The organism is Geodermatophilus dictyosporus, assembly GCF_900115505.1.
Classification (GTDB): Bacteria; Actinomycetota; Actinomycetes; order Mycobacteriales; family Geodermatophilaceae; genus Geodermatophilus; species Geodermatophilus dictyosporus.
This window is the reverse complement of sequence record NZ_FOWQ01000010.1, coordinates 1-19,353: the sequence shown is the minus strand read 5'-3', so window position 1 is coordinate 19,353 and position 19,353 is coordinate 1. Positions and strand designations below refer to the sequence as shown.

22 protein-coding genes are annotated in these 19,353 nt (G+C 74.1%); 13 read left to right on the top strand and 9 right to left on the bottom strand.

The genetic code is table 11. From position 1 onward, the window contains the following. Positions 1-81 precede the first annotated feature (81 nt). Complete coding sequence (locus BMZ33_RS19970) at positions 82-609, top strand: DUF4407 domain-containing protein (protein ID WP_169064606.1); 528 nt, start codon at positions 82-84, stop codon at positions 607-609. Here BMZ33_RS19970 and bla read toward each other — a convergent pair. Beyond that, on the bottom strand, positions 606-1,517 hold the full coding sequence (gene bla / locus BMZ33_RS19965; protein WP_169064605.1) for a class A beta-lactamase: 912 nt from the start codon (positions 1,515-1,517) through the stop codon (positions 606-608). The genes BMZ33_RS19970 and bla overlap by 4 nt on opposite strands. 10 nt (positions 1,518-1,527) lie before the next feature. Continuing rightward, the gene (locus BMZ33_RS19960; RefSeq protein WP_091115433.1) at positions 1,528-2,049 is read right to left on the bottom strand and encodes an HAD domain-containing protein; all 522 of its coding nucleotides are present in this window, start codon (positions 2,047-2,049) and stop codon (positions 1,528-1,530) included. A 220-nt stretch (positions 2,050-2,269) separates the two neighbouring features. Here BMZ33_RS19960 and BMZ33_RS19955 point away from each other — a divergent pair, with 220 nt between their 5' ends. From BMZ33_RS19955 to BMZ33_RS19945, 3 genes are all read left to right on the top strand, one after another. Further along, the gene (locus BMZ33_RS19955; RefSeq protein WP_091115430.1) at positions 2,270-3,157 is read left to right on the top strand and encodes a hypothetical protein; all 888 of its coding nucleotides are present in this window, start codon (positions 2,270-2,272) and stop codon (positions 3,155-3,157) included. After that, positions 3,154-4,518 carry a DUF4407 domain-containing protein gene (locus BMZ33_RS19950; RefSeq protein WP_091115426.1) on the top strand — a complete coding sequence of 455 codons (1,365 nt, stop codon included), beginning with the start codon at positions 3,154-3,156 and terminating at the stop codon, positions 4,516-4,518. Before BMZ33_RS19955 ends, BMZ33_RS19950 begins: the two co-directional genes overlap by 4 nt. Before the next feature lie 73 nt (positions 4,519-4,591). Then, positions 4,592-5,035, top strand: a complete 444-nt coding sequence (locus BMZ33_RS19945) for a DUF4333 domain-containing protein (RefSeq protein WP_136697366.1) — start codon at positions 4,592-4,594, stop codon at positions 5,033-5,035. Between the two features lie 12 nt (positions 5,036-5,047). On the opposite strand, the gene BMZ33_RS19940 is transcribed toward BMZ33_RS19945, so the two are convergent. Together BMZ33_RS19940 and BMZ33_RS19935 are read right to left on the bottom strand one after the other, a co-directional pair. Continuing rightward, positions 5,048-5,713, bottom strand: a complete 666-nt coding sequence (locus BMZ33_RS19940) for a DUF6308 family protein (protein ID WP_091115419.1) — start codon at positions 5,711-5,713, stop codon at positions 5,048-5,050. Between the two features lie 28 nt (positions 5,714-5,741). After that, the gene (locus BMZ33_RS19935) at positions 5,742-6,953 is read right to left on the bottom strand and encodes a hypothetical protein (RefSeq protein ID WP_091115416.1); all 1,212 of its coding nucleotides are present in this window, start codon (positions 6,951-6,953) and stop codon (positions 5,742-5,744) included. 182 nt (positions 6,954-7,135) lie between these two features. On the opposite strand from BMZ33_RS19935, the gene BMZ33_RS19930 reads away from it, so the two are divergent. Genes BMZ33_RS19930 through BMZ33_RS19920 form a run of 3 tightly spaced genes read left to right on the top strand, consistent with a single transcriptional unit; the run spans position 7,136 to position 8,160 of the window. After that, positions 7,136-7,570, top strand: a complete 435-nt coding sequence (locus tag BMZ33_RS19930; RefSeq protein WP_091115960.1) for a ribbon-helix-helix protein, CopG family — start codon at positions 7,136-7,138, stop codon at positions 7,568-7,570. After that, the gene (locus BMZ33_RS19925; protein ID WP_091115413.1) at positions 7,567-7,911 is read left to right on the top strand and encodes a DUF5615 family PIN-like protein; all 345 of its coding nucleotides are present in this window, start codon (positions 7,567-7,569) and stop codon (positions 7,909-7,911) included. The genes BMZ33_RS19930 and BMZ33_RS19925 overlap by 4 nt, the downstream gene beginning before the upstream one ends. An 18-nt stretch (positions 7,912-7,929) precedes the next feature. Then, complete coding sequence (locus BMZ33_RS19920) at positions 7,930-8,160, top strand: FitA-like ribbon-helix-helix domain-containing protein (RefSeq protein ID WP_091115409.1); 231 nt, start codon at positions 7,930-7,932, stop codon at positions 8,158-8,160. Between the two features lie 93 nt (positions 8,161-8,253). Here BMZ33_RS19920 and BMZ33_RS19915 read toward each other — a convergent pair whose 3' ends face one another. Beyond that, complete coding sequence (locus BMZ33_RS19915; protein ID WP_091115406.1) at positions 8,254-9,114, bottom strand: trypsin-like serine protease; 861 nt, start codon at positions 9,112-9,114, stop codon at positions 8,254-8,256. Positions 9,115-9,250: 136 nt separating this feature from the next. After that, positions 9,251-9,667: a cupin domain-containing protein gene (locus tag BMZ33_RS19910; RefSeq protein ID WP_091115402.1), complete on the bottom strand. Its 417-nt coding sequence runs from the start codon at positions 9,665-9,667 to the stop codon at positions 9,251-9,253. Positions 9,668-9,823: 156 nt separating this feature from the next. Here BMZ33_RS19910 and BMZ33_RS19905 point away from each other — a divergent pair, with 156 nt between their 5' ends. The 4 genes from BMZ33_RS19905 (at position 9,824) to BMZ33_RS19890 (ending at position 12,359) form a co-directional block, all read left to right on the top strand. Beyond that, positions 9,824-11,215 carry a DUF4407 domain-containing protein gene (locus BMZ33_RS19905; protein ID WP_091115398.1) on the top strand — a complete coding sequence of 464 codons (1,392 nt, stop codon included), beginning with the start codon at positions 9,824-9,826 and terminating at the stop codon, positions 11,213-11,215. Positions 11,216-11,260: 45 nt separating this feature from the next. Then, positions 11,261-11,461 (top strand): ribbon-helix-helix domain-containing protein, encoded by a 201-nt coding sequence (locus BMZ33_RS19900; RefSeq protein WP_244524314.1) that lies wholly within the window; start codon positions 11,261-11,263, stop codon positions 11,459-11,461. Then, a complete protein-coding gene (locus BMZ33_RS19895; protein WP_091115390.1) occupies positions 11,458-11,829 on the top strand; it encodes a type II toxin-antitoxin system death-on-curing family toxin in 372 nt (123 codons plus the stop codon). Before BMZ33_RS19900 ends, BMZ33_RS19895 begins: the two co-directional genes overlap by 4 nt. 98 nt (positions 11,830-11,927) lie before the next feature. After that, positions 11,928-12,359, top strand: coding sequence for an ester cyclase (locus tag BMZ33_RS19890; RefSeq protein ID WP_091115386.1), 432 nt, complete (start codon positions 11,928-11,930; stop codon positions 12,357-12,359). 51 nt (positions 12,360-12,410) lie between these two features. Here the strand turns inward: BMZ33_RS19890 and BMZ33_RS19885 are convergent, their stop codons facing one another. Both BMZ33_RS19885 and BMZ33_RS19880 read right to left on the bottom strand, forming a co-directional pair. Beyond that, on the bottom strand, positions 12,411-13,037 hold the full coding sequence (locus BMZ33_RS19885) for an Rv1352/Rv1906c domain-containing protein (RefSeq protein WP_091115382.1): 627 nt from the start codon (positions 13,035-13,037) through the stop codon (positions 12,411-12,413). A gap of 385 nt (positions 13,038-13,422) precedes the next feature. Further along, entirely contained in the window at positions 13,423-14,826 is a 1,404-nt protein-coding gene (locus BMZ33_RS19880; protein ID WP_091115379.1) for an ADP-ribosylglycohydrolase family protein, read from the bottom strand. Between the two features lie 66 nt (positions 14,827-14,892). Here BMZ33_RS19880 and BMZ33_RS19875 point away from each other — a divergent pair, with 66 nt between their 5' ends. Together BMZ33_RS19875 and BMZ33_RS19870 are read left to right on the top strand one after the other, a co-directional pair. Next, on the top strand, positions 14,893-18,165 hold the full coding sequence (locus BMZ33_RS19875) for a TM0106 family RecB-like putative nuclease (RefSeq protein WP_091115375.1): 3,273 nt from the start codon (positions 14,893-14,895) through the stop codon (positions 18,163-18,165). Beyond that, positions 18,158-18,580, top strand: coding sequence for a hypothetical protein (locus tag BMZ33_RS19870; RefSeq protein WP_091115372.1), 423 nt, complete (start codon positions 18,158-18,160; stop codon positions 18,578-18,580). The genes BMZ33_RS19875 and BMZ33_RS19870 overlap by 8 nt, the downstream gene beginning before the upstream one ends. Positions 18,581-18,615: 35 nt before the next feature. On the opposite strand, the gene BMZ33_RS19865 is transcribed toward BMZ33_RS19870, so the two are convergent. Beyond that, a partial coding sequence (locus tag BMZ33_RS19865; RefSeq protein WP_136697364.1) for an HNH endonuclease signature motif containing protein occupies positions 18,616-19,353 on the bottom strand: 738 nt, incomplete at its 5' end.

Below are 19,353 nucleotides of genomic sequence, written 5' to 3'. Positions count from 1 at the left end.
CTCGGCGGCGTCATCGGCTTGGGCGGAAGCGCGTGAACATCTGACGGCGAAGCGGACACGCTGACCCGGCAGCGGGGCCAGGTGCAGCCGCAGGTCCTCGACCAGGTCCAGGACGGAGGCGGAGACGATCGACCAGCAGGCGGAGCTTGTGGACCTGCAGACAACGCCACCGTCAACGACAGCGACGGGCTCCTCGCGCGGCTCACCGCGATGTCCCGCCTAAAGGGCAACCCGACCCTGGCGACGGCGCACCGGCTGCTGTTCTGGTTCATGACGGCGATCGAGTGCCTGCCGATCCTGTTCAAGACGATGCTCGCGCTCGCCCCGCCCTCCCTCTACGAGCGCCTGCTCGCCCTCGGCGACGAGAAGGTCGAGGAGCGGGTGCGGCTGCGCATGCAGACCGAGTACGAGGAGGCCGAGGTGCTGGCGCGCTCGGCGCTCGCATCCGCCGAGGCGCCGGCGGCGCGCACGCTGGAGGCCGAGTCGCGGGCGACCGGGATGGTGTTCGAGGCCCAGCTCGACGTCACCCGCGACGGCGTCGACCGCTGGCGCGACGAGCAGCTCGCCCGCTCACGGCACATGAACGGCACCGTCCTCACCAAGCGCTAGTCGAGTGCGGCGACGACGACCCGCGCCGCCTCCGCGACCAGCGCGTCGTCGGGGTCGGCGTCCGGCTCGTCCCGGCTCGACATCACCGCCAGCACGATCGGCGCCCGCCCGGGCGGGGTGAGCACGGCGACGTCGTTGCGGGTGCCGTACGCGCCGGTGCCGGTCTTGTCGCCGACGTCCCAGTCGGCGGGCACGCCGGCACGGATGAGCGCGTCGCCGGTGGTGTTGCGCCGCAGCCAGTCCAGGAGCTGCGCGCGGTCCTCCTCGGTGATGCCCGGTCCGTCCACCGCGTAGGCGCGCAGCGACCCGGCCAGCGCACGGGGCGTCGTCGTATCGCGGGTTTCGCCGGGGACGGCGCTGTTGAGCTCCGGCTCGGTGCGCGCGACCTCGGTGACGTCGTCGCCGATGGCCTCCAGCGCCGCGTCGAGCCCGGCCGGCCCACCGAGCTCGCGCAGCAGCAGGTTGAGCGCGGTGTTGTCGCTGAAGCGCACGGCGGCGTCGCACAGCTCCGCGAGCGTCATGCTCCCGCCGACCCGGGTCTCCGTCACCGGCGAGTACGCCGTCGTCAGGTCCGCGGGGGTGACGGGCACCGGCCGCTGCAGGTCAGCCGGCGACGTCCGGGTCAGCAGCGCGCCGGCCGCCAGCGCCTTGATCGTGCTGGCGTAGGCGAACCGCTCGTCGGCCCGGTGCTCGAGTATGGCGCCCGAACCGGTGTCGACGGCGAAGACGCCGAGCCGGGCGTCGAAGCGTGCCTCGAGGGCGGCGAACTCCGCGGACACGTCGGGGGCTGGTGTGCTCGTGGCGGACGAAGCGGTCGAGGCGGCCGGGGGAGTGGGCGCCGACGGCGAGCCGCACCCCGCCAGGGCGACGAGCACGCACACGAGACCGGTCAGCGGGGCGCGGCGCACGCCCGCCGTTCTACCCGAGCCACTCCTCGACCCGGTCGAGCTGCTCGTGGGTGAGTCCGACATAGAGGTCCGGGGCCACCACCAGCACGTGCGGGTTCGCGGCCAGCCAGTCGCCGGTGTCGGCGGCCTGCTCGGCCAGGTCGTCGTCGACCCACACGATCCGCCGGTCCGGCTCCGACTCGGCGACCTCGCGGGCGGCGTCGAGCTTCCACCAGCCCGAGGCGCCGCCGAACACCCCGAGGAAGCCGGTGGGCGCGGAGTCGGCGCGGGCGTGGGTTGTGAGCCCCCGCGGCAGCCCCATCGGTTCGGCCAGCAGCCGGTCGGCGTCCGTGGTCCAGGTGGTCAGCCACTGGATCTCCACCCGGCCCGACTCGTGCAGCTCTCGTAGCCGCGCGGTAATCGTGGGGTCCCACGACAGCAGGAAGCCGTTGAACGTGGCCCGTCGCCAGCCCTCGGGCAGCTCCCGCCGCGGCGCGTTGAGCACGCCGTCGACGTCGAGCAGCAGGATCGGGCGGTCCCCGGTCGAGCCCATGGTCGGTCCTCCGGCCGCGGCGGACGAACGAGCAGGCAGCCCCTACCCAGCCGAGGCCGTGAGGTTGCTCCCAGGTCCTTGAGCTCCTGGCCGCGCCTGACCCGGACGGGTGAGGAGGCGCTGCCTCGTGTCGGCCGCGCCCGGTACGAACCACGAGGACTCCGGAACGGCGGAGTCCGGATGGTCGGACGGGCGGGCGTCACCCGCGGCTGGGGGAGACGTGTTCCGGGAACCGCTGCACCGGGATCCGCTCGTCGTCGGCTGGGCGGTCGTCCTGCTGCTCGCCGGCTTCGTCGCGCTGGATGGCAACACCGAGTGGAGCGGCTCCCTCCAGCCCGACCGCGTCGCCGGCTTCCTCAAGGACCTCGCCGAGGCCTTCCTCTGGTCCTTCTTCCTCCTCCTGCTGCTCGCCTGGCTGCGCGCGCGGGCGTGGCGGTGGACCGGCGGCGGTCCGGTGCGCCGCGCGAGCAGCGGTGGGGGAGCGCGGCGACCGGACTCCTCCCTCCCGTGGACCGACCGTTGGATCCGCGACTGGCGCGAGGAGGACGCCCAGCGACGCGCGTCCGGCACGGCGGACGGCGAGTCGCGGTCCGTCGCCTGCCGGCACGGCGTCCCCGCGGACGGCGGCCCGCACGACGGCCAGGTGCCCGTGCTGCGCGCGCTGTCGGTGAGCCACACGATCGTCCGGCCCGGGTCGCGCGTGCTGGTCACCTGGTGCTTCGAGCACGCGCTCGACGTCGTCGTCGACGGCCGCGGCGGCCACCCGCCGTGCGGCGAGGCGACGGTCCGGATCGACACCAGCCGGCGCATCGACGTCGCCGGCCGCAACCGGTTCACCACGACGCCCGCGGCCACGCCGGTGGTCGCCGCCGTCACCGTGCCGCAGCTCGACCTGCCGACCGTGAGCGCGCCGCCGCCGGTGTCCCTGCACTGCGACGTCGCGGCGACCGTCGGCGCCCCGTCGTCGGTCACCCGGCGGCTCGACGACTTCCTGGCCACCCAGGAGGCGCTGCGCCCGCGGCTCGAGACCTCGCCCCGCGTCGTGGGCGTGCCCTCCTCCCTCGTCGACAGCCTGCGCCGCAGCGCCGGCCGGAAGGACCCCAAGTGAGCTCCTGGAAGGCGGCGGCCCGCCGCCTGGTCAGCCGCGCCGTCGTCACCGAGCAACTGCTCACCGTCGCCGGCGCCAACCGCGAGGTGCTGCGCGAGGCGCCCAAGGAGCGCGGCAAGCAGGTCGCGATGGGCGCCGTCCTCGTCTCCACCGCGGGGCTGGCGGTGGTGTCGGCGAGCTACGCGCTCCACCTGGCGCTGCACCTGTGGTGGCCGGTCGCGATCGCCGGCGGCCTGGTGTGGGGCCTGGTCATCCTCAACCTCGACCGCTGGCTCGTCGTCTCCTCGCCGCGGCTGAAGAGCAAGGCCGGCACCCTGGCCATGGCGACGCCGCGCGTGCTGCTCGCCGTCCTCATCGGCGCCGTCGTCTCGACGCCGCTGACGCTGGCCGTCTTCAGCGCCGAGATCGGCACCGAGGTGCGGGAGATGGCCGCCGAGCAGGAGGACGCCTTCACCCGGCAGCTCGCCGAGGACAGCCGCTACGCCGAGCTGCCGGCGCTGCGCGAGCAGATCGCCGTGCTGGAGGCCGACATCGCCGATGGCGTCACGCAGGCCGACGTCGACGAGGACCCCGCCGTCGCCGACCTGCGGCAGCGCCTGGACGACGTCGATGCGCGCTACAACACCGCCGAGGCCGCCTACAACGCCGAGATCGACGGGTCCGGCGGGACGGGTGACCCGGGCTTCGGGCCGGCCACCGACGCCCGGCGCGCCGATCGCGACCGCCTGCGCGCCGAGCGGGACGACCTGGCGCAGCAGCTGGAGGCGCTCGAGGCGCGGACGCTCGAGCAACTGGTCGCCGAGGAGGCGCAGAACACCGCCACCCAGCAGACCGAGCTCGACCGGCTGGAGACCCTGGTCGCCGGCACCCAGGAGGCCCGGGACGCCGAGGTCGCCGCGCACGAGGCGGCGGTCGGTACCAGCGACGGCATCCTCGCCCGGCTGACGGCGCTCGGCCGCATGGGTGAGGACAACCCGACGCTGGCGACGGCGCACTGGCTGCTGTTCGCCTTCATGACGGCGATCGAGTGCCTGCCGATCATCTTCAAGACGATGCTGGCGCTGGCTCCGCCGTCCCTCTACGAGCGGCTGCTCGCGCTGGAGGAGGAGAAGGTCGAGGAGCGGGTCCGGCTGCGGATGCAGGCCGAGTACGAGGAAGCCGAGGTGCTGGCGCGGTCGGGGCTCGCCGCGGCCGAGGCCCGGGCGGCGCGCACGCTGGAGGCCGAGTCACGAGCGACCGGGATGGTGCTCGATGCACAGCTCGAGGTGACCCGTCACGGCGTCGAGCGCTGGCGCAAGGAGCAGCTCGCCGGCACCCGCCGGGTCAACGGCCACGAGACGGACTTCGTCAAGCGCCTGTAGACGTCCGCGCTGACCGGGTGGCTGTGAAGATGCGCTTCCTCTGTCGCAGGTCGGACCGGACCGAGCCGATGGCGTGCCGCAGCGCGATCCGGCCGACGGCGTTGTATCCACGGTCGACTGTCCGACTCAGGAGCGGGAGCCCGTGCGTTCATCCATGGTCGAGAAGCGAGCCGGCGTGAGGTCTCCGGCGCGGTGCCGGAGGCTCGTCGTCATCGGCTTGGGGCTGTCCCTCGGCGCGGCGGCGTGCGCGCATCCGGTCCAGGGCATCGCGACCTATGCCGACCAGGCCTTCGGTGTCCCCTCGGTGCTGGACCCAGACCGTGCCGAGAGGGACATCGCCTCGCAGTTCGAGGACACCTTCGGCGTCGCCGCCGAGGTCTCCTGCACCCAGCAGATGCACGTCGTCGCCGGCGCGCAGTACCTGTGCGCCGGACGCACGGAGGACGACGAACCGATGGCCATCCGAGTCGTGATCACCGACGCGGTGTCCGCGTCATACACCTGGGAGGTCGTGTGACGCCGCGGGGCCTCACGATCCGGTAACCGCGGCACCCAGCTGGTCGTCGGGGTCGGTCGGCTGAACGCCCCTCTTCTTGCCCTCCATCCAGGCGATGACGTCGTAGACCCGCAGGGCGGACACCGACGCGTCCAACCCCGCGGCGTCGCGCAGTCCGAGCAGCCGGGTCTGCAGCGCTCCGTCGTCCGCCCGCAGTACCTGCCGCAGCGGCTCCCACTGCCACGACTGCGCGCTGGTCACCTCGCCGACGACGGAGTCGTAGATCGGCAGCAGCCCGGGCCGCTTGCGCGCGCAGAGCTTGGTCGCGATGGTCCGCCCGACCCCGGAGAGCTCCCGGAGGGCGGTCTCGAGCCGCCAGCCCGGCCAGTCGCGGTGCACCGGCTCGGCCTCCTGCGCGAAGTCGCGGTCCGGGCCGATGTCGCGGAGCAGCCGGCAGAACCGCTCCGCCTCCGTGTGCAGCAGGCGGTGGGCGGCCATCGGCGGGACGACCACGGACAGGAAGGTGACGGCGACGACGTCCTCGGCCGTGAAGCGGTCGGGGTCCTGCTGCCCACCCCAGCCGTCGAAGTAGGACCCGGTGTAGGCCGAGCCCCCGTCCCGGCCGTAGTACTCGCGCAGGAAGGCGAGGGCGCGGGTGTCGTCGTCGGTCTGCAGGGCCTCGGGCAGGCGGTAGCTCACGGGGACTCCGGATCGGTGTGGTGGGTCGTCAGGGGAGGAGGTCGAGCGGTTCGCCGACCGGGCGCGGGTCGGGCTCGGCCCAGCCGCGCACCACCCGGGCGGTCCACGGGACGTCGTCGTCCAGGGCGGCGGCCAGCGCGCGCGTGTACGCGGGCAGGTGCGGAGCGCCGTCCGAGCGGGCCCCCACCACCAGCGCCAGGCGGATCCGGGCGCCGTCGGCCGCGCCCAGCCGGCCGGTGAGCGCGGATCGGTAGGCCTGCGCCCAGACCAGGTAGTCGAGTCCCTGCAGCAGGAAGAGCGGGTCGGCGTTCTTCTCCAGCTTCGTCTCGGTGACCAGCACGTCCCCGTTGCCGTCGAGGCCGACCAGGTCCACGTACCCGCGCGCCCACCCGCGGGTGGTGTCCGTCGGCCGCCAGGCCGGGACCTCTCGCATCGCCTGCTGCTCGATGCCGACCACCGCGGGGGAGCGGCGCAGCACGGCCTGCAGCAGGTGCTCGTCGTCGCGCCGGACGGCCGGGTCGTCCCCGCTCGAGCGCGAGGCGATCGCGGCGTCCACCACCTCGCGGATCCCCCCGAGCTCGGCCGCCGACAGCGGACCGTCCACCGCCCAGGTGTTCCGTTCAGGGTCGGCGGAGTGGTGGATGCCCGCCCGGACGCGGACGCCGCCACTGGTGCGCACGACCGAGAGCACCCGCTGGCCGCGGTGGTGCCAGGACCGCTCCGACTGGGTGTGCGCTGGGTCGAGGCGGTCGTCGCGCGTGGCCAGGTCCACCAGCTCGGTGACCCAGTCGCTCCTCTCGCGTAGGTGCAGCGCGGTGGCCGCCCGCCGGAACTCGTCCTCGGGTGTCGACCCGCCGAGGGAGGCGGTCACGGCCGCGACGGTGTCCTCGCGGCTGCGCTCGGGTGCCGGGACGGCGCGCCGGCCGTCGTGCAGCCACAGCGTCGGGCGGGCGGCGGAGCGCAGCCACGGGATGCGCTGGGCGGTGGCGGTGCGGAACCGCTCCGGCAGTGCCAGGAGCAGGCGGCGCCCGTCGGCCCAGGCCACGCCGTACGCCAGCGCCAGTTCGACGGCCCGCTCCTCCTGGTCGCCGGCAACGAGCAGCACGGTGTCGGCGTCCCCGAACTGGGCGAAGCGGTCGGACCGGCAGGGCTCACGGACCAGCCGGTCGTCGACGGACGCAGCGATCTCGGGGGCCCGCGAGCGGTTGAACAGCTCGCGTGCAGCGGCGGTGTCGGGCACGGGTGTCTCCCACGGACGGACGGATGTCCCCGGGAGGCTGGCTGGTGGAGGCGGACGGCGATGTTCCGGCGCGCCGACGAGGGACCCGTGGTGCTGGTGCGGCCACTCGCCTCCCTGGCGGACGACGGGACTCCGTGGCGCGCCAGAACGGACACCGCTCCCAGGATGACTACGATGTATTCATGAGTAGCCCGAGGTCCGTGCGGCTGTCCGACGACGTCCTGCGCCGCCTTGCCGACCTGGCCGGGCGACGGGGTGTCTCGGTGTCGTCGACCATCGAACGGCTGCTGGATGAGGCGCTGCGCCGCGAGGCCCACCCGGGGATCACGTTCCGGGACGGAGCGAGCGGCCGGCGGGCCGGCCTGATCGAGGGGCCGGACGTCGACGAGGTGATCCGCACGCTCCGGGCCGTCCAGGAGGAACGGCCTGCGGACGTCGTGGCCACGGTCGCCGAGACGATGTCGCTGTCCCCGGCACAGGTGGCTGCTGCCGTCGCCTACTACGCCGACCACCGGGACGAGATCGACGCGCGGATCACCGCGAACGAGCAGGCGGTGGAGGAGGCGGAGGCGGCCTGGCGCCGCCAGCAGGAGGTCCTGGCCGGTCCCGGCCGGTGAGGCTGCTGCTCGACGAGATGTACCCGAGGAGGCTCGCCGAGCAGCTGCGCGCCGCGGGGCACGACGTCGTCGCCGTCGTCGAGCTGCCGGACCTCGTCGGCCGGGAGGACGTCGAGGTGGCGCGCTCGGCCCAGGAGACCGGACGCATCGTCGTCACCGAGAACGTCCGCGACTACGCACCCTTGGATCTCGACGCGCACGCCGGCCTGCTGCTGGTCAACGGCCGTCGGTGGTCACGCGCCCCGAGCGGTCTGCCGCGACTCCTGGCGGCGCTGCAGGCCTGGCTCGACGCGCGGGCTGGAGGTGACGAGGCGCGCCGAGGGGTCGTCGAGTGGCTGTGAGCAGCGCACCCTGCACGTGTGCCCGTGCCGTTGACGATCCACGACGTGCCGGACGAGACGCGTGACGAGCTGGCCGTGCGAGCCGCCCGTGCGGGGCAGTCGCTGGAGCAGTACGTGCGCGCACAGCTGATCGAGGTGGTCCGGCGGCCGGCCCCTGAGGACCTCTGGGACCGGGTCGAGCACCGCGTCGGGACGACCGGGACCAAGCTGATTGCCGAGGAGATCCTCGGATTCCGCGGCCACCTGTGACGGGGCCGTCGCCCCTCGCAACGGAGGACGACGTGACGGAGGCCGCCCCGCCGCGGCAACGAGCCACGGCGGGACGGCCTCCGGTCGGGACCGTCAGGCGACGGTGTCGTACTGGATCTCGCCCGCCTCGCTGCCGGCCGTCTCGGCGATCCAGGCGAGCACGTCGGCCGTGTCGACCCGATAGGCGAACCCGGTGCCGGCGCAGGCGCCGTTCATCACGAACGAGTTGACCGCGGTCACCGTGTCGCCGATGAGGATCGGGCCGCCGGAGTCGCCGAAGCAGGTGCCCCCCTGGCCGTTGCCCGGGTTGGTCGACAGCTTGACGTTGTAGCCGCCGGCGTTGGTGCCGTTGAGCCCGATGATGAAGCTCTCGGCGGTCAGCCGCTCGCGGTAGGCGACCCGCTTGGTCTGGCTGCCGTTGCTCTCCTGCACGCCGTACCCGGAGATCGTCGTCGTGGCCGAGTTGCCCGGGTGGGCCGCCTTGTACCGGTCGAGCGCGCCCTCGGTGGCCAGCTTCGCGTACTCGTCGATCTCCGGGTACACGCTCTGCACCGGGTCGTCGAGCAGCATCAGCCCGGCGTCCCTGCTCTCCGGGATCTCGTCGAGGCCGGTGTAGCCGTACGAGTAGATGGTGTGCGACTCGACCCCGCCGGACTCCGGGTAGTCCGGCACGTCGGCCTGGACGTCCTGCTCGAAGTACACGCGCGCGCTGGTGGCCACGGTGCCCTCGTCGTCCAGGGTCACGCAGTGCCCGGCGGTCACGAACACCCGGTCGGTGAGCAGGCTGCCGGAGCAGCGGTGGGACACGTTGCCGTCGGCGTCGTAGAAGACGGCGAGGCCCACGTACTCGTGCTCGTGGTCGTCGGTGAAGTTGCCCGTGATCGCCTGTGCGGCGGTCCCCCCGGCGAGCACCAGCGCCGATGTCAGCGCCACCGTGGTCACGGTCTTCCGCATCCAGATCTCCCTCGATCTGCTGTCGGTTACGGTCCCGGTCAGGACCGGTTGGGGGAGGTTAGACAGCAGAACTAAGGACACGCCAGAGCGGAGACGGACGGTTCCGGAGCGTGACGGCTGTGGTGACCGTGCGCGGTCAGGTCAGCCCGGGCAGGTTGACCACGATCGCCTCCTGGCTGCTGCGGGCGATCACGACCACGGCCTCCTCGTCGGTCGGGTTCTCCTCGCGGTGCGGGGTGTACGGCGGCACGAAGACGTAGTCGCCCGGCCCGGTGGCCAGCCGCACCTCCTCACCGTCCTGCGCGAAGACGAACACCGGGTGGCCGCGCAGCACGTGGATGGCGGTCTCGGAGTCGCCGTGGTGGTGGTCGCCGGACGACGTCCGCGGCGCCACGTGCGTCTGTCCCATCCACACCCGCTGGGAACCGACCGTCTTCGCCGAGATCGCCTCCCGCCGGTCCATGCCGCTGGTCTGGCCGGTGTCCCCGGTGAGCTCGTCGGCCCGGACGTGCCGCAGCGGCTGGTGCCAGCCGTCGGCCTGCTGCTCGGTCATGGCGCCAGCCGACCGCGCGGCCGGGCCACGGTCAAGCCGAGGCGTGGGACGGGTGTGACGAGCGCGACGGCGGAGGGGTCCCGACCACGATCGGGACTGCCGATGAGCCAGGGGAGCGGCGGTCAGACCCCCGTCGTTCGGGGGAGTGGCTCTCGCATGGCTGGACGACGACGGCTGCAGGACCGCCTCGCGGTCCTCGGTGGCGCGCGGCCCGACCTGCTCGAGGCGGCGCCGGGCGCGCGGCCGAAGTTCGCCGCCCTCGGTGGCGTCCTGCTCAGTACCGGCGGCCTCGCCGTCGCCTCGGCGGCGTTCGCGCTGCACATGGCCCTCGGCGTGTGGTGGCCGTTCGCGCTGGTGCTCGGCCTCGGCTGGGGCGCCGTCGTGGTCAACCTCGACCGGATGCTGCTCGTCGGCATGGCGCACGACGCCTCGCTCAAGCGGAACCTCGCCCTCGCCGTCCCGCGCGTGGGGCTGGCGCTGATCCTCGGCGTCGTCGTCGCCACCCCGCTGACGCTGCAGGTGTTCCACAAGGAGATCGACGCCGAGATCACCGTCATGCAGGCCGAGGCCGCCGACGCCTACCGGCAGTCGCTGGAGTCCGACGCGCGTTTCGCGGGCCTCGACGAGCTGCAGGAGAAGGTCACGCGCGAGCAGGACGTCGTGGCCACCGGCGGGCAGTCCGACCCCGCGCTGATCGCCGTCCAGGCCGACGTCACCGCCAGGCAGGCCGCCTACGACGCCGCGCTGGCCACCCAGCGCGACCTCGAGGCCCGCGCCCAGTGCGAGCTCGACGGCACCTGTGGCACCGGCGACGCCGGCACCGGCGAGGCCTACGTCCAGGCCCGCGCCGCCGCCGACGCCCAGGCCGCCGTCGTCGCCAGCGCCCGCGGCGAGCTGGACGCCGCCCTCGACTCCGCCGACGGCGCCGAGTCGCGCAGCGCCGACCTCGCCGCCGCCGCGCTGGCCACCGACTCCGCCGAGCTGGCCCGGCTGACGGCCGAGCTCGACCGGCTGCAGGCCGCCTTCGACGCCACCAACGAGGGCTCCGGCGGCATCCTGCTGCGGCTGGAGGCGCTCGACCGGCTCAGCGACCGCAACGCCACCCTGGCCGCGGCGAAGTTCATGCTCTCGCTGCTGTTCATGTGCGTGGAGATCCTGCCGGTGCTCATGAAGGTGCTGCTGAACTTCGGCCCGCCCACCGCCTACGACCAGCTCGCGGCGCTGCGCGACTCCGGCGACGTCGACATTGAGGAGATGCAGCAGCAGTCGCGGCGCACTGTGGCCGAGGCCAAGGAGGAGCTGCTCGTGATGGCTGAGCAGGAGCGCCTCGACCGGCAGAAGGCGGTCATCGTCGCGCGGCAGCAGGCCGCCCTCGCCGCCGCGCGGGTCGAGGCGACGGCGCCGGCCCGTCCGGCGACGTCGCAGCCGGCGCCGCCGGTCGAGGAGCCCGGCAGCATCTGGGACACCGGCCCGATCCGGCTGGCCCGCTCGGCCGCGCGGACCGTCCGCACCGCCCGTCGCCGTCCGAGCGACCGGGTCGCGGTCTGACGCAGGACAGCATTGGTATCACGGCGGTATCATGTATCGGTGGCGATGACGCTCCGCACCGACGAGGAACTCGACAGGGCGCTCACCGCGCTCGCCGAGGCCGAGGGCGCTTCCCGGCAGGAGGTCATCCGGCGTGCCGTGCTCGAGCGCTATGCCCGTAGCGGCCACTCCACGCGGGTGACCGAGAGCGCCGAGCGGCTGGCGAGCCGGTGGGGTGACGTGCTCCACCGCCTCGGCACCGTGTGACGGAGATCGAGTACCTCGACCTGGAGGACCTCCTCCTGCTCGTGCGGATCCTCGGCGCCGGACCGGTGGCCGACGTCGGGCTGCTCGACTCCTCCGCCGGCAGACCGCGCGCGCAGGCATTCGGCCGGGACGCCTACCCGACGCTCCCGCTCAAGGCAGCGGCCCTCCTGCACTCGCTGGCCAAGAACCACCCGCTGGTCGACGGCAACAAGCGACTGGCCTGGCTCGCCGCGGTCGTGTTCCTCGACGTCAACGGGCACGCGCCGGACCTGGACGACGACGCCGCCTTCGCGCTGGTCATGGACGTCTCGGCGGGCTCCGTCGCCGTCGAGGTCATCGCCGAGCGGTTGCGCGTCACGGCACGCTGACCGACCGGCTCCGGGGGACGAACGCCTCTGGGAGCCGGCACGGCTGGGCTGCCAAGGTCCCCCTGGAGGCTGCGGGGTCGGGACGTCCAGGAGGAGCCATGACCACTCCCGCCGAACTGGCCGAACGGGCGCGGCAGCGGTGGAACGCCGGGGACCTGCCCGGCTACCTCGAGCTGTACGCCGAGGACCTGCGGTTCCACGGCGTCGAGCCGGGTCCGATGGACAAGGCGGCCGTGGCGGCGTTCTACGGGCAGTTCTGGTCGGCCATGGGGGCACCGGGCCGCCCGAACCCGCACCTCGAGTTCCACCAGCAGCTCACGGACGGCGACATGTTCGCCTGCCGCTTCGTCGTGAGCGGTGAGCACCACGGCGACTTCATGGGCGTGCCTGCGACGGGCCGACCCTACGAGATCGGCGGCGTCACGATCATGCGGTTCCGCGGCGATCAGGTGGTCGAGCGCTGGACGACCGCCGACTTCCTCGGCCTGATGGTCCAGCTGGGCGCCGTCCCGGCACCCGCCATGGCCTGAGCGCTCCGCGCGCCGAGGAACTGGAGGGCGTGACGGGCCACAGGGTGCCCGTCAGCTGACGCGGCTCCAGGTGCCGCAGTCGTCCGTGGAGAAGGCAACGTCGGTCGGGGAGATCTCGACGTAGGCCTGCCCGTCGACGAAGTGGTCCGAGGCGAGGATGGCGTCGTAGTCACCGGTCAGATCCGCGAGGCGCTTCCAGGAGCAGCCCGAGCCCCCGGTCGAGCGATAGGTGCCCGGCTGGATCTCGCTCCCGACGAGGTAAGTGCCGTCGTCGAAGGCGCCGCTGACGTCGGGACCGCCGCTGGTCACTGCTGTCCATCGGCCGCAGTCGTCCGTGGTGAACGCCACGTCGGTGGGCAGGACCTCGACGTAGACCTGTCCCTCGACGAAGTAGTCCCACGCCAGGACGGCGTCGTAGTCGCCACTCAGGTCGCTGAGCCGTTTCCAGGAGCAGTAGTGCGCGCCGTCGGACCGGTAGAGGCCTGGGTGGACCTCGGTACCGACGAGGTACGTCCCGTCCCCGAAGCCCGGCGGCTCCGGCTCAGGAGGCAGCACCGGGGAGGTGGGCGCGCCCGTGGCGGGGGGCGCGGAGTACGACTCCGTCGTGTCGGACGCCGCCTCGGACGACTCGTCGTCCGAGGTGATGTCCGAGATGACCGCGCTCAGCAGGAACAGCACGAGGAGCGTGGCACCGATCGCCCCCGGGATCGAGTACGGCCGCTTCGGCGGCGGGCTCCCGAACGGCTGTGGCGGTGGCTGCCACCCGGGCGGCGGACCCAGGGGCGGCGCGGGAGGTGGTCCCGGCGGCGGACCCCACACCGGTGGCCCGGCCGGGGTGCCCGGCGGCGGACCCCACGACGGTACCGGACCCCAGGACGGCGACTGACCGGGCGGGCCCCATCGCGACCGCGGACCGCCCCGCGGCGGCTGCCCAGGCCGGGGATGGCTCCCGTCCGCCGGCTGGGTCATGTGCGCGGTCCTCTCGTCGGCTCGTCAGCAGCCGGAGGAGTATCCGGCACAAGATCGACCGTCGAGTGAGGAGTCGCCCGAACGGGTCGGACCGCTACTGCCTGCTGGCGGCCAGTCGCTCCAGCGCGGCGGTGAAGCTGTCGTTCCACAACCCGAGGTGGGGCCACCGCTCGGCCACGTGCGCCGTCGCCTCGGCCGGCGTCATGCCCTGCTCGCGCACCAGCCAGGCGCGCAGCACCAGCCCGGTCCGCGACGCCCCGCCGTGGCAGTGCACGAGCACCCGGTGGCCCTCGGCGTGCAGCGCGGCGAGGTCGTCGAGCACGTCGGCCAGCACGACGTCGACGTCCACGTTGTGGTTGTTGTCGGTCAGGTAGGCCATCCGGTGCAACGTGTGCGGGAACGGTTCGGCCAGCCGGCACAGGCTGATGACGGCGAAGTCCTCCTCGCTCCAGCGGGCGCCGTCGAGGTTGCCCGCCCAGATCCCCGGCAGCACCTCCGCCGGACCCACCTTCGGGATCACGCCCGTCTCCGCCTGGAAGAACTCCTTGCCGTCGAGGTCGGCGGCCAGCCGCAGCAGGTCGGCCAGCCGCCAGACCCGCTCGCCGTGCCCGGGGACGCGGCCGTGCACCACCGACGCCCACCGCATCGGGATGCCGCCCATCCCGTACACCGCCCCGGCCAGCCCGCCGGCCACGCAGGCTCCCGTGTCGGTGTCGCCGCCGAGGTCGACCACCAGCCGCAGCACCTCGGCGAAGTCACGCCCGTGCCGCAGCGCCCACAGCGCCTGCCCGAGCGTCGGCCACACCGCCCCGTTCGACTCCGTCGCCTTCGACGGCTCCCAGTCCGGGGCCAGCACGGTCGCCCACCGCTCGCGTTCCGAAGGGGCGACCAGCTCCAGCACCGCGGGGACGGCGGCCAGCGGGTCACCGCCGTCGAGCGCCACCCGCAGCAGCTCGTGGAACACCGCGCAACCCTCGCCAGCAGCGGGGTCGCCGTGGGTCAGCGCCGAGATCCGCCGGGCGGCGTCCACCGTGGCCGCGGTGCCGGACCGGGAGAACCAGATCGCCGCCGGCGTCGTCCGCATCAGCGAGCCGTTGCCCGCCGCCCGCCCGGTGCGGGCGAAGTGCTCGGCCGCCGCGCGGTCCCACGGCAGCCCCGAGTCGAACACCGCGCGGGTCTGTACGCCGATGTCCGGCGGGCCGGTCGCCGCCCAGGTCGCGAACCGCTCGAACAGGTCGGCTTCGTCCAGCCCATCCCGCTCGACCAGCGACCGCGCCACCAGCAGCGCCATCTGCGTGTCGTCGGTGAACTCGCCCGGCTCCCGGTCCAGCGACCCGCCGCCGCACATCTCGGTGGCCGCGCCCCGGGCGGGCGCGGGGAAGCGCGCCGAGAACGCCCCGGGCGGGCCGAACTCGAACGGCGCGCCCAGCGCGTCCCCCACGGCCGACCCGACCAGGGCCCCGGCCACCCGGTGCGAGCGGTGCAGTCCAGCGGTCACGCACGCATCCTCCCTCCGGCGCGGGTCACCCCGATTCCGCCGCCCGCATGAGACCGTCCCGTCTCGATGTACCGCACCGACGGCTCCCTGGTCCTGAGCCCCACCGACCTGACCCGCCACCAGGCCTGCGCCCACCTCACGACGCTCGACCTCGCCGTCGCCGACGGCCGGCTCGCGCCGCTCGCCGAGGGCCCGGGCGACCACGCCGAGCTCATCGCCGACCTCGGCACCGAGCACGAGCTGCGCTACCTCGACGCGCTGGAGGCCGAGGGGCGCAGCATCGTGCGCATCCCCGTCCGCCTCGACGCGCGCGGCCGCCGGGAGGCCGAGGCCGAGACCCTGCAGGCCATGCGGGCCGGCGTCGACGTCGTCCACCAGGCGCAGTTCACCGACGGCGTGTGGGCCGGCGCGGCCGACTTCCTCCTGAAGGTGCCCACCCCGTCGGCGCTGGGGGACTGGTCCTACGAGGTCGCCGACGCCAAGCTCGCCCGCCGCGTCAAGGTGCCCGCGCTGCTGCAGATGGCCACCTACGCCGAGCGGCTCGCCGTCCTCCAGGGCCAGCAACCCGACCGCGTCTGCGTGGTCACCGGCGATGGCGTGGCCCACCCGTGGCGGCTGGTCGACGTCGCCGCCTACGCCCGCCGCGCCCGCGCCAAGCTGGACGCCTTCGTCGCCGACCCGCCGGCCACCGAGCCGGTCCCGACGCCCTACTGCAGCCAGTGCACCTGGAAGCCGCGCTGCGACGGCGAGCTGCTCGCGGCCGATGACCTGAGCCTCGTCGCCGGCATGCGCGCCGACACCCGCGCCGCCCTGCGCGCCGCCGGGATCACCACCCTCGAGCAGCTCGCCAGCGCCGACGACGCGGCGCTGCGGGCCGCGCGCATCGGCGCGGCCACCCGCACCCGCGTCCAGGAGCAGGCCCGCGAGCAGCTGCGCGAGCGCGCCACCGGCGTCCCCACCCGCACCCTGCTACCGCCGGCGAAGAGCACCGGCCTGCTCCGGCTGCCCGAGCCCAGCCACGGCGACCTCTACCTCGACTTCGAGGGCGACCCGCACTCTGCCGACGGCGCCGGCCTGGAGTACCTCGCCGGCATCGGGCGGCGCGACGGCAGCTTCACCGCGCTGTGGGCGCACGACCCCGCCGCCGAGAAGCAGATGGTTCGCGACCTGATCGACCTCGTCCTCGCCGCCTGGCGGGTGGACGCCGGCATGCACGTCTACCACTACGCCGCCTACGAGGTCAGCGCGCTCAAGCGGCTCACCGGCCGCTACGGCGTCCGCGAGGCCGAGCTCGACGAGCTGCTGCGCGCCGAGCGGTTCGTCGACCTGTATCCGGTCGTCAAGCAGTCGATGCGGATCAGCAAGGGCTCCTACTCGATCAAGAAGGTCGAGGCGTTCTACGGCCGGCAGCACACCGGCGACGTCGCCGACGCCATGGGCAGCGTCATCGCCTACGAGAAGTGGCTCGCCGACCGCGACCCCCAGCGCCTGCGGGACATCGAGCTCTACAACAAGGACGACGTCGACTCCACCCGCGAGCTGCACGACTGGCTGGAGACGCAGCGCGAGGAGCTGGAGCGCGAGTTCGGCGGCCAGGACCGCCCGCTCGTCTCGGAGGCGACCGGCCCGGCCGAGCGGTCGGAGACCGAGCTCGCCGAGCTGGCGCTGGTCGGCCGGCTGCAGGAGGCCGGCCACGACCTGCTCGCCGACCTCGTCCAGTGGCACCGCCGCGAGGCCCGCCCCGGCTGGTGGGAGTTCTTCAGCCGCAAGGACCTCGACGACGCCGCCCTGGTCGAGGACGGCACGGTGCTCGGTGGGCTGTCGGCGCCGGTCGAGGTGGGCACCGAGAAGCGGTCGAAGCTCTACGCGCTCGGGTTCCCGACGCAGGACACCAAGCTGTCGGTCGGGTCGAAGGTCGTGGACGTCGACACCCGCGTCCGGGTCGGGGAGATCCGCGAGCTGGACGCCGTCGCCGGTCGCGTCGTCGTGAAGTCGACGAAGGAGCCCTCCCCGCGGGCGCTCGGCCCGGAGGGGCCGATCGACGACAAGGGCATGCGCGGGGCGATCGCGGCCACCGCCGAGGCCGTCCTGGGCGGGCAGCCCTGTCTCGGGCAGGCGCTGCTGGCGCGGCGGGTGCCGGCCGACTGCCTGCGCCGTCCCGACGAGCAGGCCGGCGACGCCGTCGTCCGCATCGGGCTCGCACTCGACGGCGAGGTGCTCGCCGTCCAGGGCCCGCCCGGCAGCGGCAAGACGCGGGCGGCCTCGCACCTCATCCGCGCGCTGCTCGACGCCGGCAAGAAGGTCGGCGTCACCGCCACCTCGCACGCCGTCATCGGCAACGTGCTGTCGGCGGTCGGGCGGCCCGCGCTGCAGAAGTGCGACGAGAAGCAGGCCTGCGGCGCGCCCGGCGTCGAGTGGTCGAGGGACGGCAGGGAGGTCGCCTCCCGGCTGCTCGACGGCGACGTGTCGCTGGTCGGCGGGACGGCGTGGTTCTGGACGCAGCCCGACCTCGCCGAGGCCGTCGACGTGCTCGTCGTCGACGAGGCCGGGCAGTTCTCGCTGGCCAACGCCGTCGCGGTGGCGCGATCCGCGCGGTCGCTGGTGCTGCTCGGCGACCCCCAGCAGCTCGCCCAGCCCTCGCAGGGCGTGCACCCCGGCGACTCGGGGCTCTCGGCGCTCGAGCACCTGCTGGAGGGCCACCCGACCGTGCCGGAGGGCCGGGGCGTCTTCCTCGACACGACCTACCGGATGCACCCGGCGCTGACGGCGTTCGTGTCCGACCTGGCGTACGAGGGCCGGCTCGAGTCGGCGCCGCTGCGGGAGCGGATCACCGTGCGCCCGGGCGGGCTGGTGTCGGGCAGCGGCCTGGCGGTGCGCTCCGTGGCCCACTCGCTGTCGGCGTCGGCGTCGTCCCGGGAGGAGGCGGCCGAGGTCGCGGCCGTCTGGCGGTCGCTGCAGGGCGTCGGCTGGGTGGACGCCGAGGGCGCCGAGCGGCCGATCGGGCCGGACGACGTGCTCGTCGTCGCGCCGTACAACAACCAGGTGGCGCTGATCCGCTCGCTGCTGCCCGACGGCGCGCGGGTGGGCACCGTCGACCGGTTCCAGGGCCAGGAGGCGCCGGTGGTCGTGTACTCGACGACATCGACGTCGGCCGACGACGCCCCGCGCGGTGTGTCGTTCCTCTACGACCTCAACCGGCTCAACGTCGCGGTCTCGCGGGCCAAGGCGCTCGCGGTGGTGGTGATGAGCCCGCTGCTGCTCGACGCGCAGGTGCGGACGCCGGAGCAGTTGCGGCAGGTCAACGCGCTGTGCCGGCTGGCGGAGATGGCGGGTGTCTGACACCGCGGAGTTGGCCACGCTGGTCGGTGTCGCGACCGACGTGCTGGTGCGGGCGCTGGGCGACGGCTGGGCCGAGGTGCCCGGACCGGAGCACGAGCGGTGGTTCGTGAGCGGCGAGCCGGCGCAGGTGGCGGTCGGCTGGGATGGCTTCGGCTTCACGCTGGCCCGTCCCGAGCCGCGGTGGGCCGGGAACGACCTCGTGTGGGAGTTCGTGGCCGACCGCCGGTTCTCCTCCGACGAGGTGCTCTACGAGCGGGCGGAGCTGGCCGAGGCGGCCGAGGAGGTCGCCCGCAGGCGGCGGCGGACGTTCCGCTGGTGTCCGGTCTGCCGGCGGGTCAACGGCCGCGAGCACGTGCACGACAACACCGGCCTCTGCACGGGCTGCGCGGCGGAGCACCTCGGCGTCCGGTACTGAGACGGACTCCGCCTCCCGCGCGCAGAGCAGCCCGGTCAGGCGGCGCGAGGGAGCAGGGGTTCGGGGACGCCGATCTCGGTGCCGTCGGGTCGCCAGGTGCGCCACCGTCCGTCCGGTTGTCGTTCGACGCGGAAGCCGTGGTGCACCTTGGTGTGGTGCCGCTCGCACAGCAGCGCCGAGTTCGCCAGGTTGGTCTCGCCGCCGTCGAGCCAGTGCACCAGGTGGTGGACTTCCGCCCACCAGGTGGGCGCTCCGCAGCCGGTGAACACGCAGCCGCCGTCGCGCAGCTCCACCGCCCGGCGCAGGTGCCGGTCGGCCAGCCGCTGCTCGCGCCCGAGGTCCAGCGGCACCCCGTCGGGGCCGAACACCACGCGGCTGATGGTGCCGTCGCAGGCGATCCAGCGGGCGCGGGCGGCGGAGATGACCGCGCCGAAGCCCATCCGCCCGGCCGCGCGGCCGGTGGCGGGGCCGGCCAGGTCCTCGAGGCCGATCACCACCGCGACGTGCGGCTTGACCGTGCGCAGCACCGGCAGCGACCCGGCGGCCAGCGCGGTGTCGCACAGCTGCACCAGCGCATCCCCCAGCCGCTGGGCGCGGCTGCGCTCGTCCCCGGCCGGCCGGTCGGCCTGCACGAAGGACTCCAGTGCGGCCTGCAGCTTCTCCCCACCGACCGCGTCGAGCTCGAAGCGGCCGCTGAGCGTCCCGTCGGCGTGCCGGGCCAGCATCAGCCGGCGGCCCTCGGTGGGGTCGGGTTCGGGACCGTCGGGGTCCAG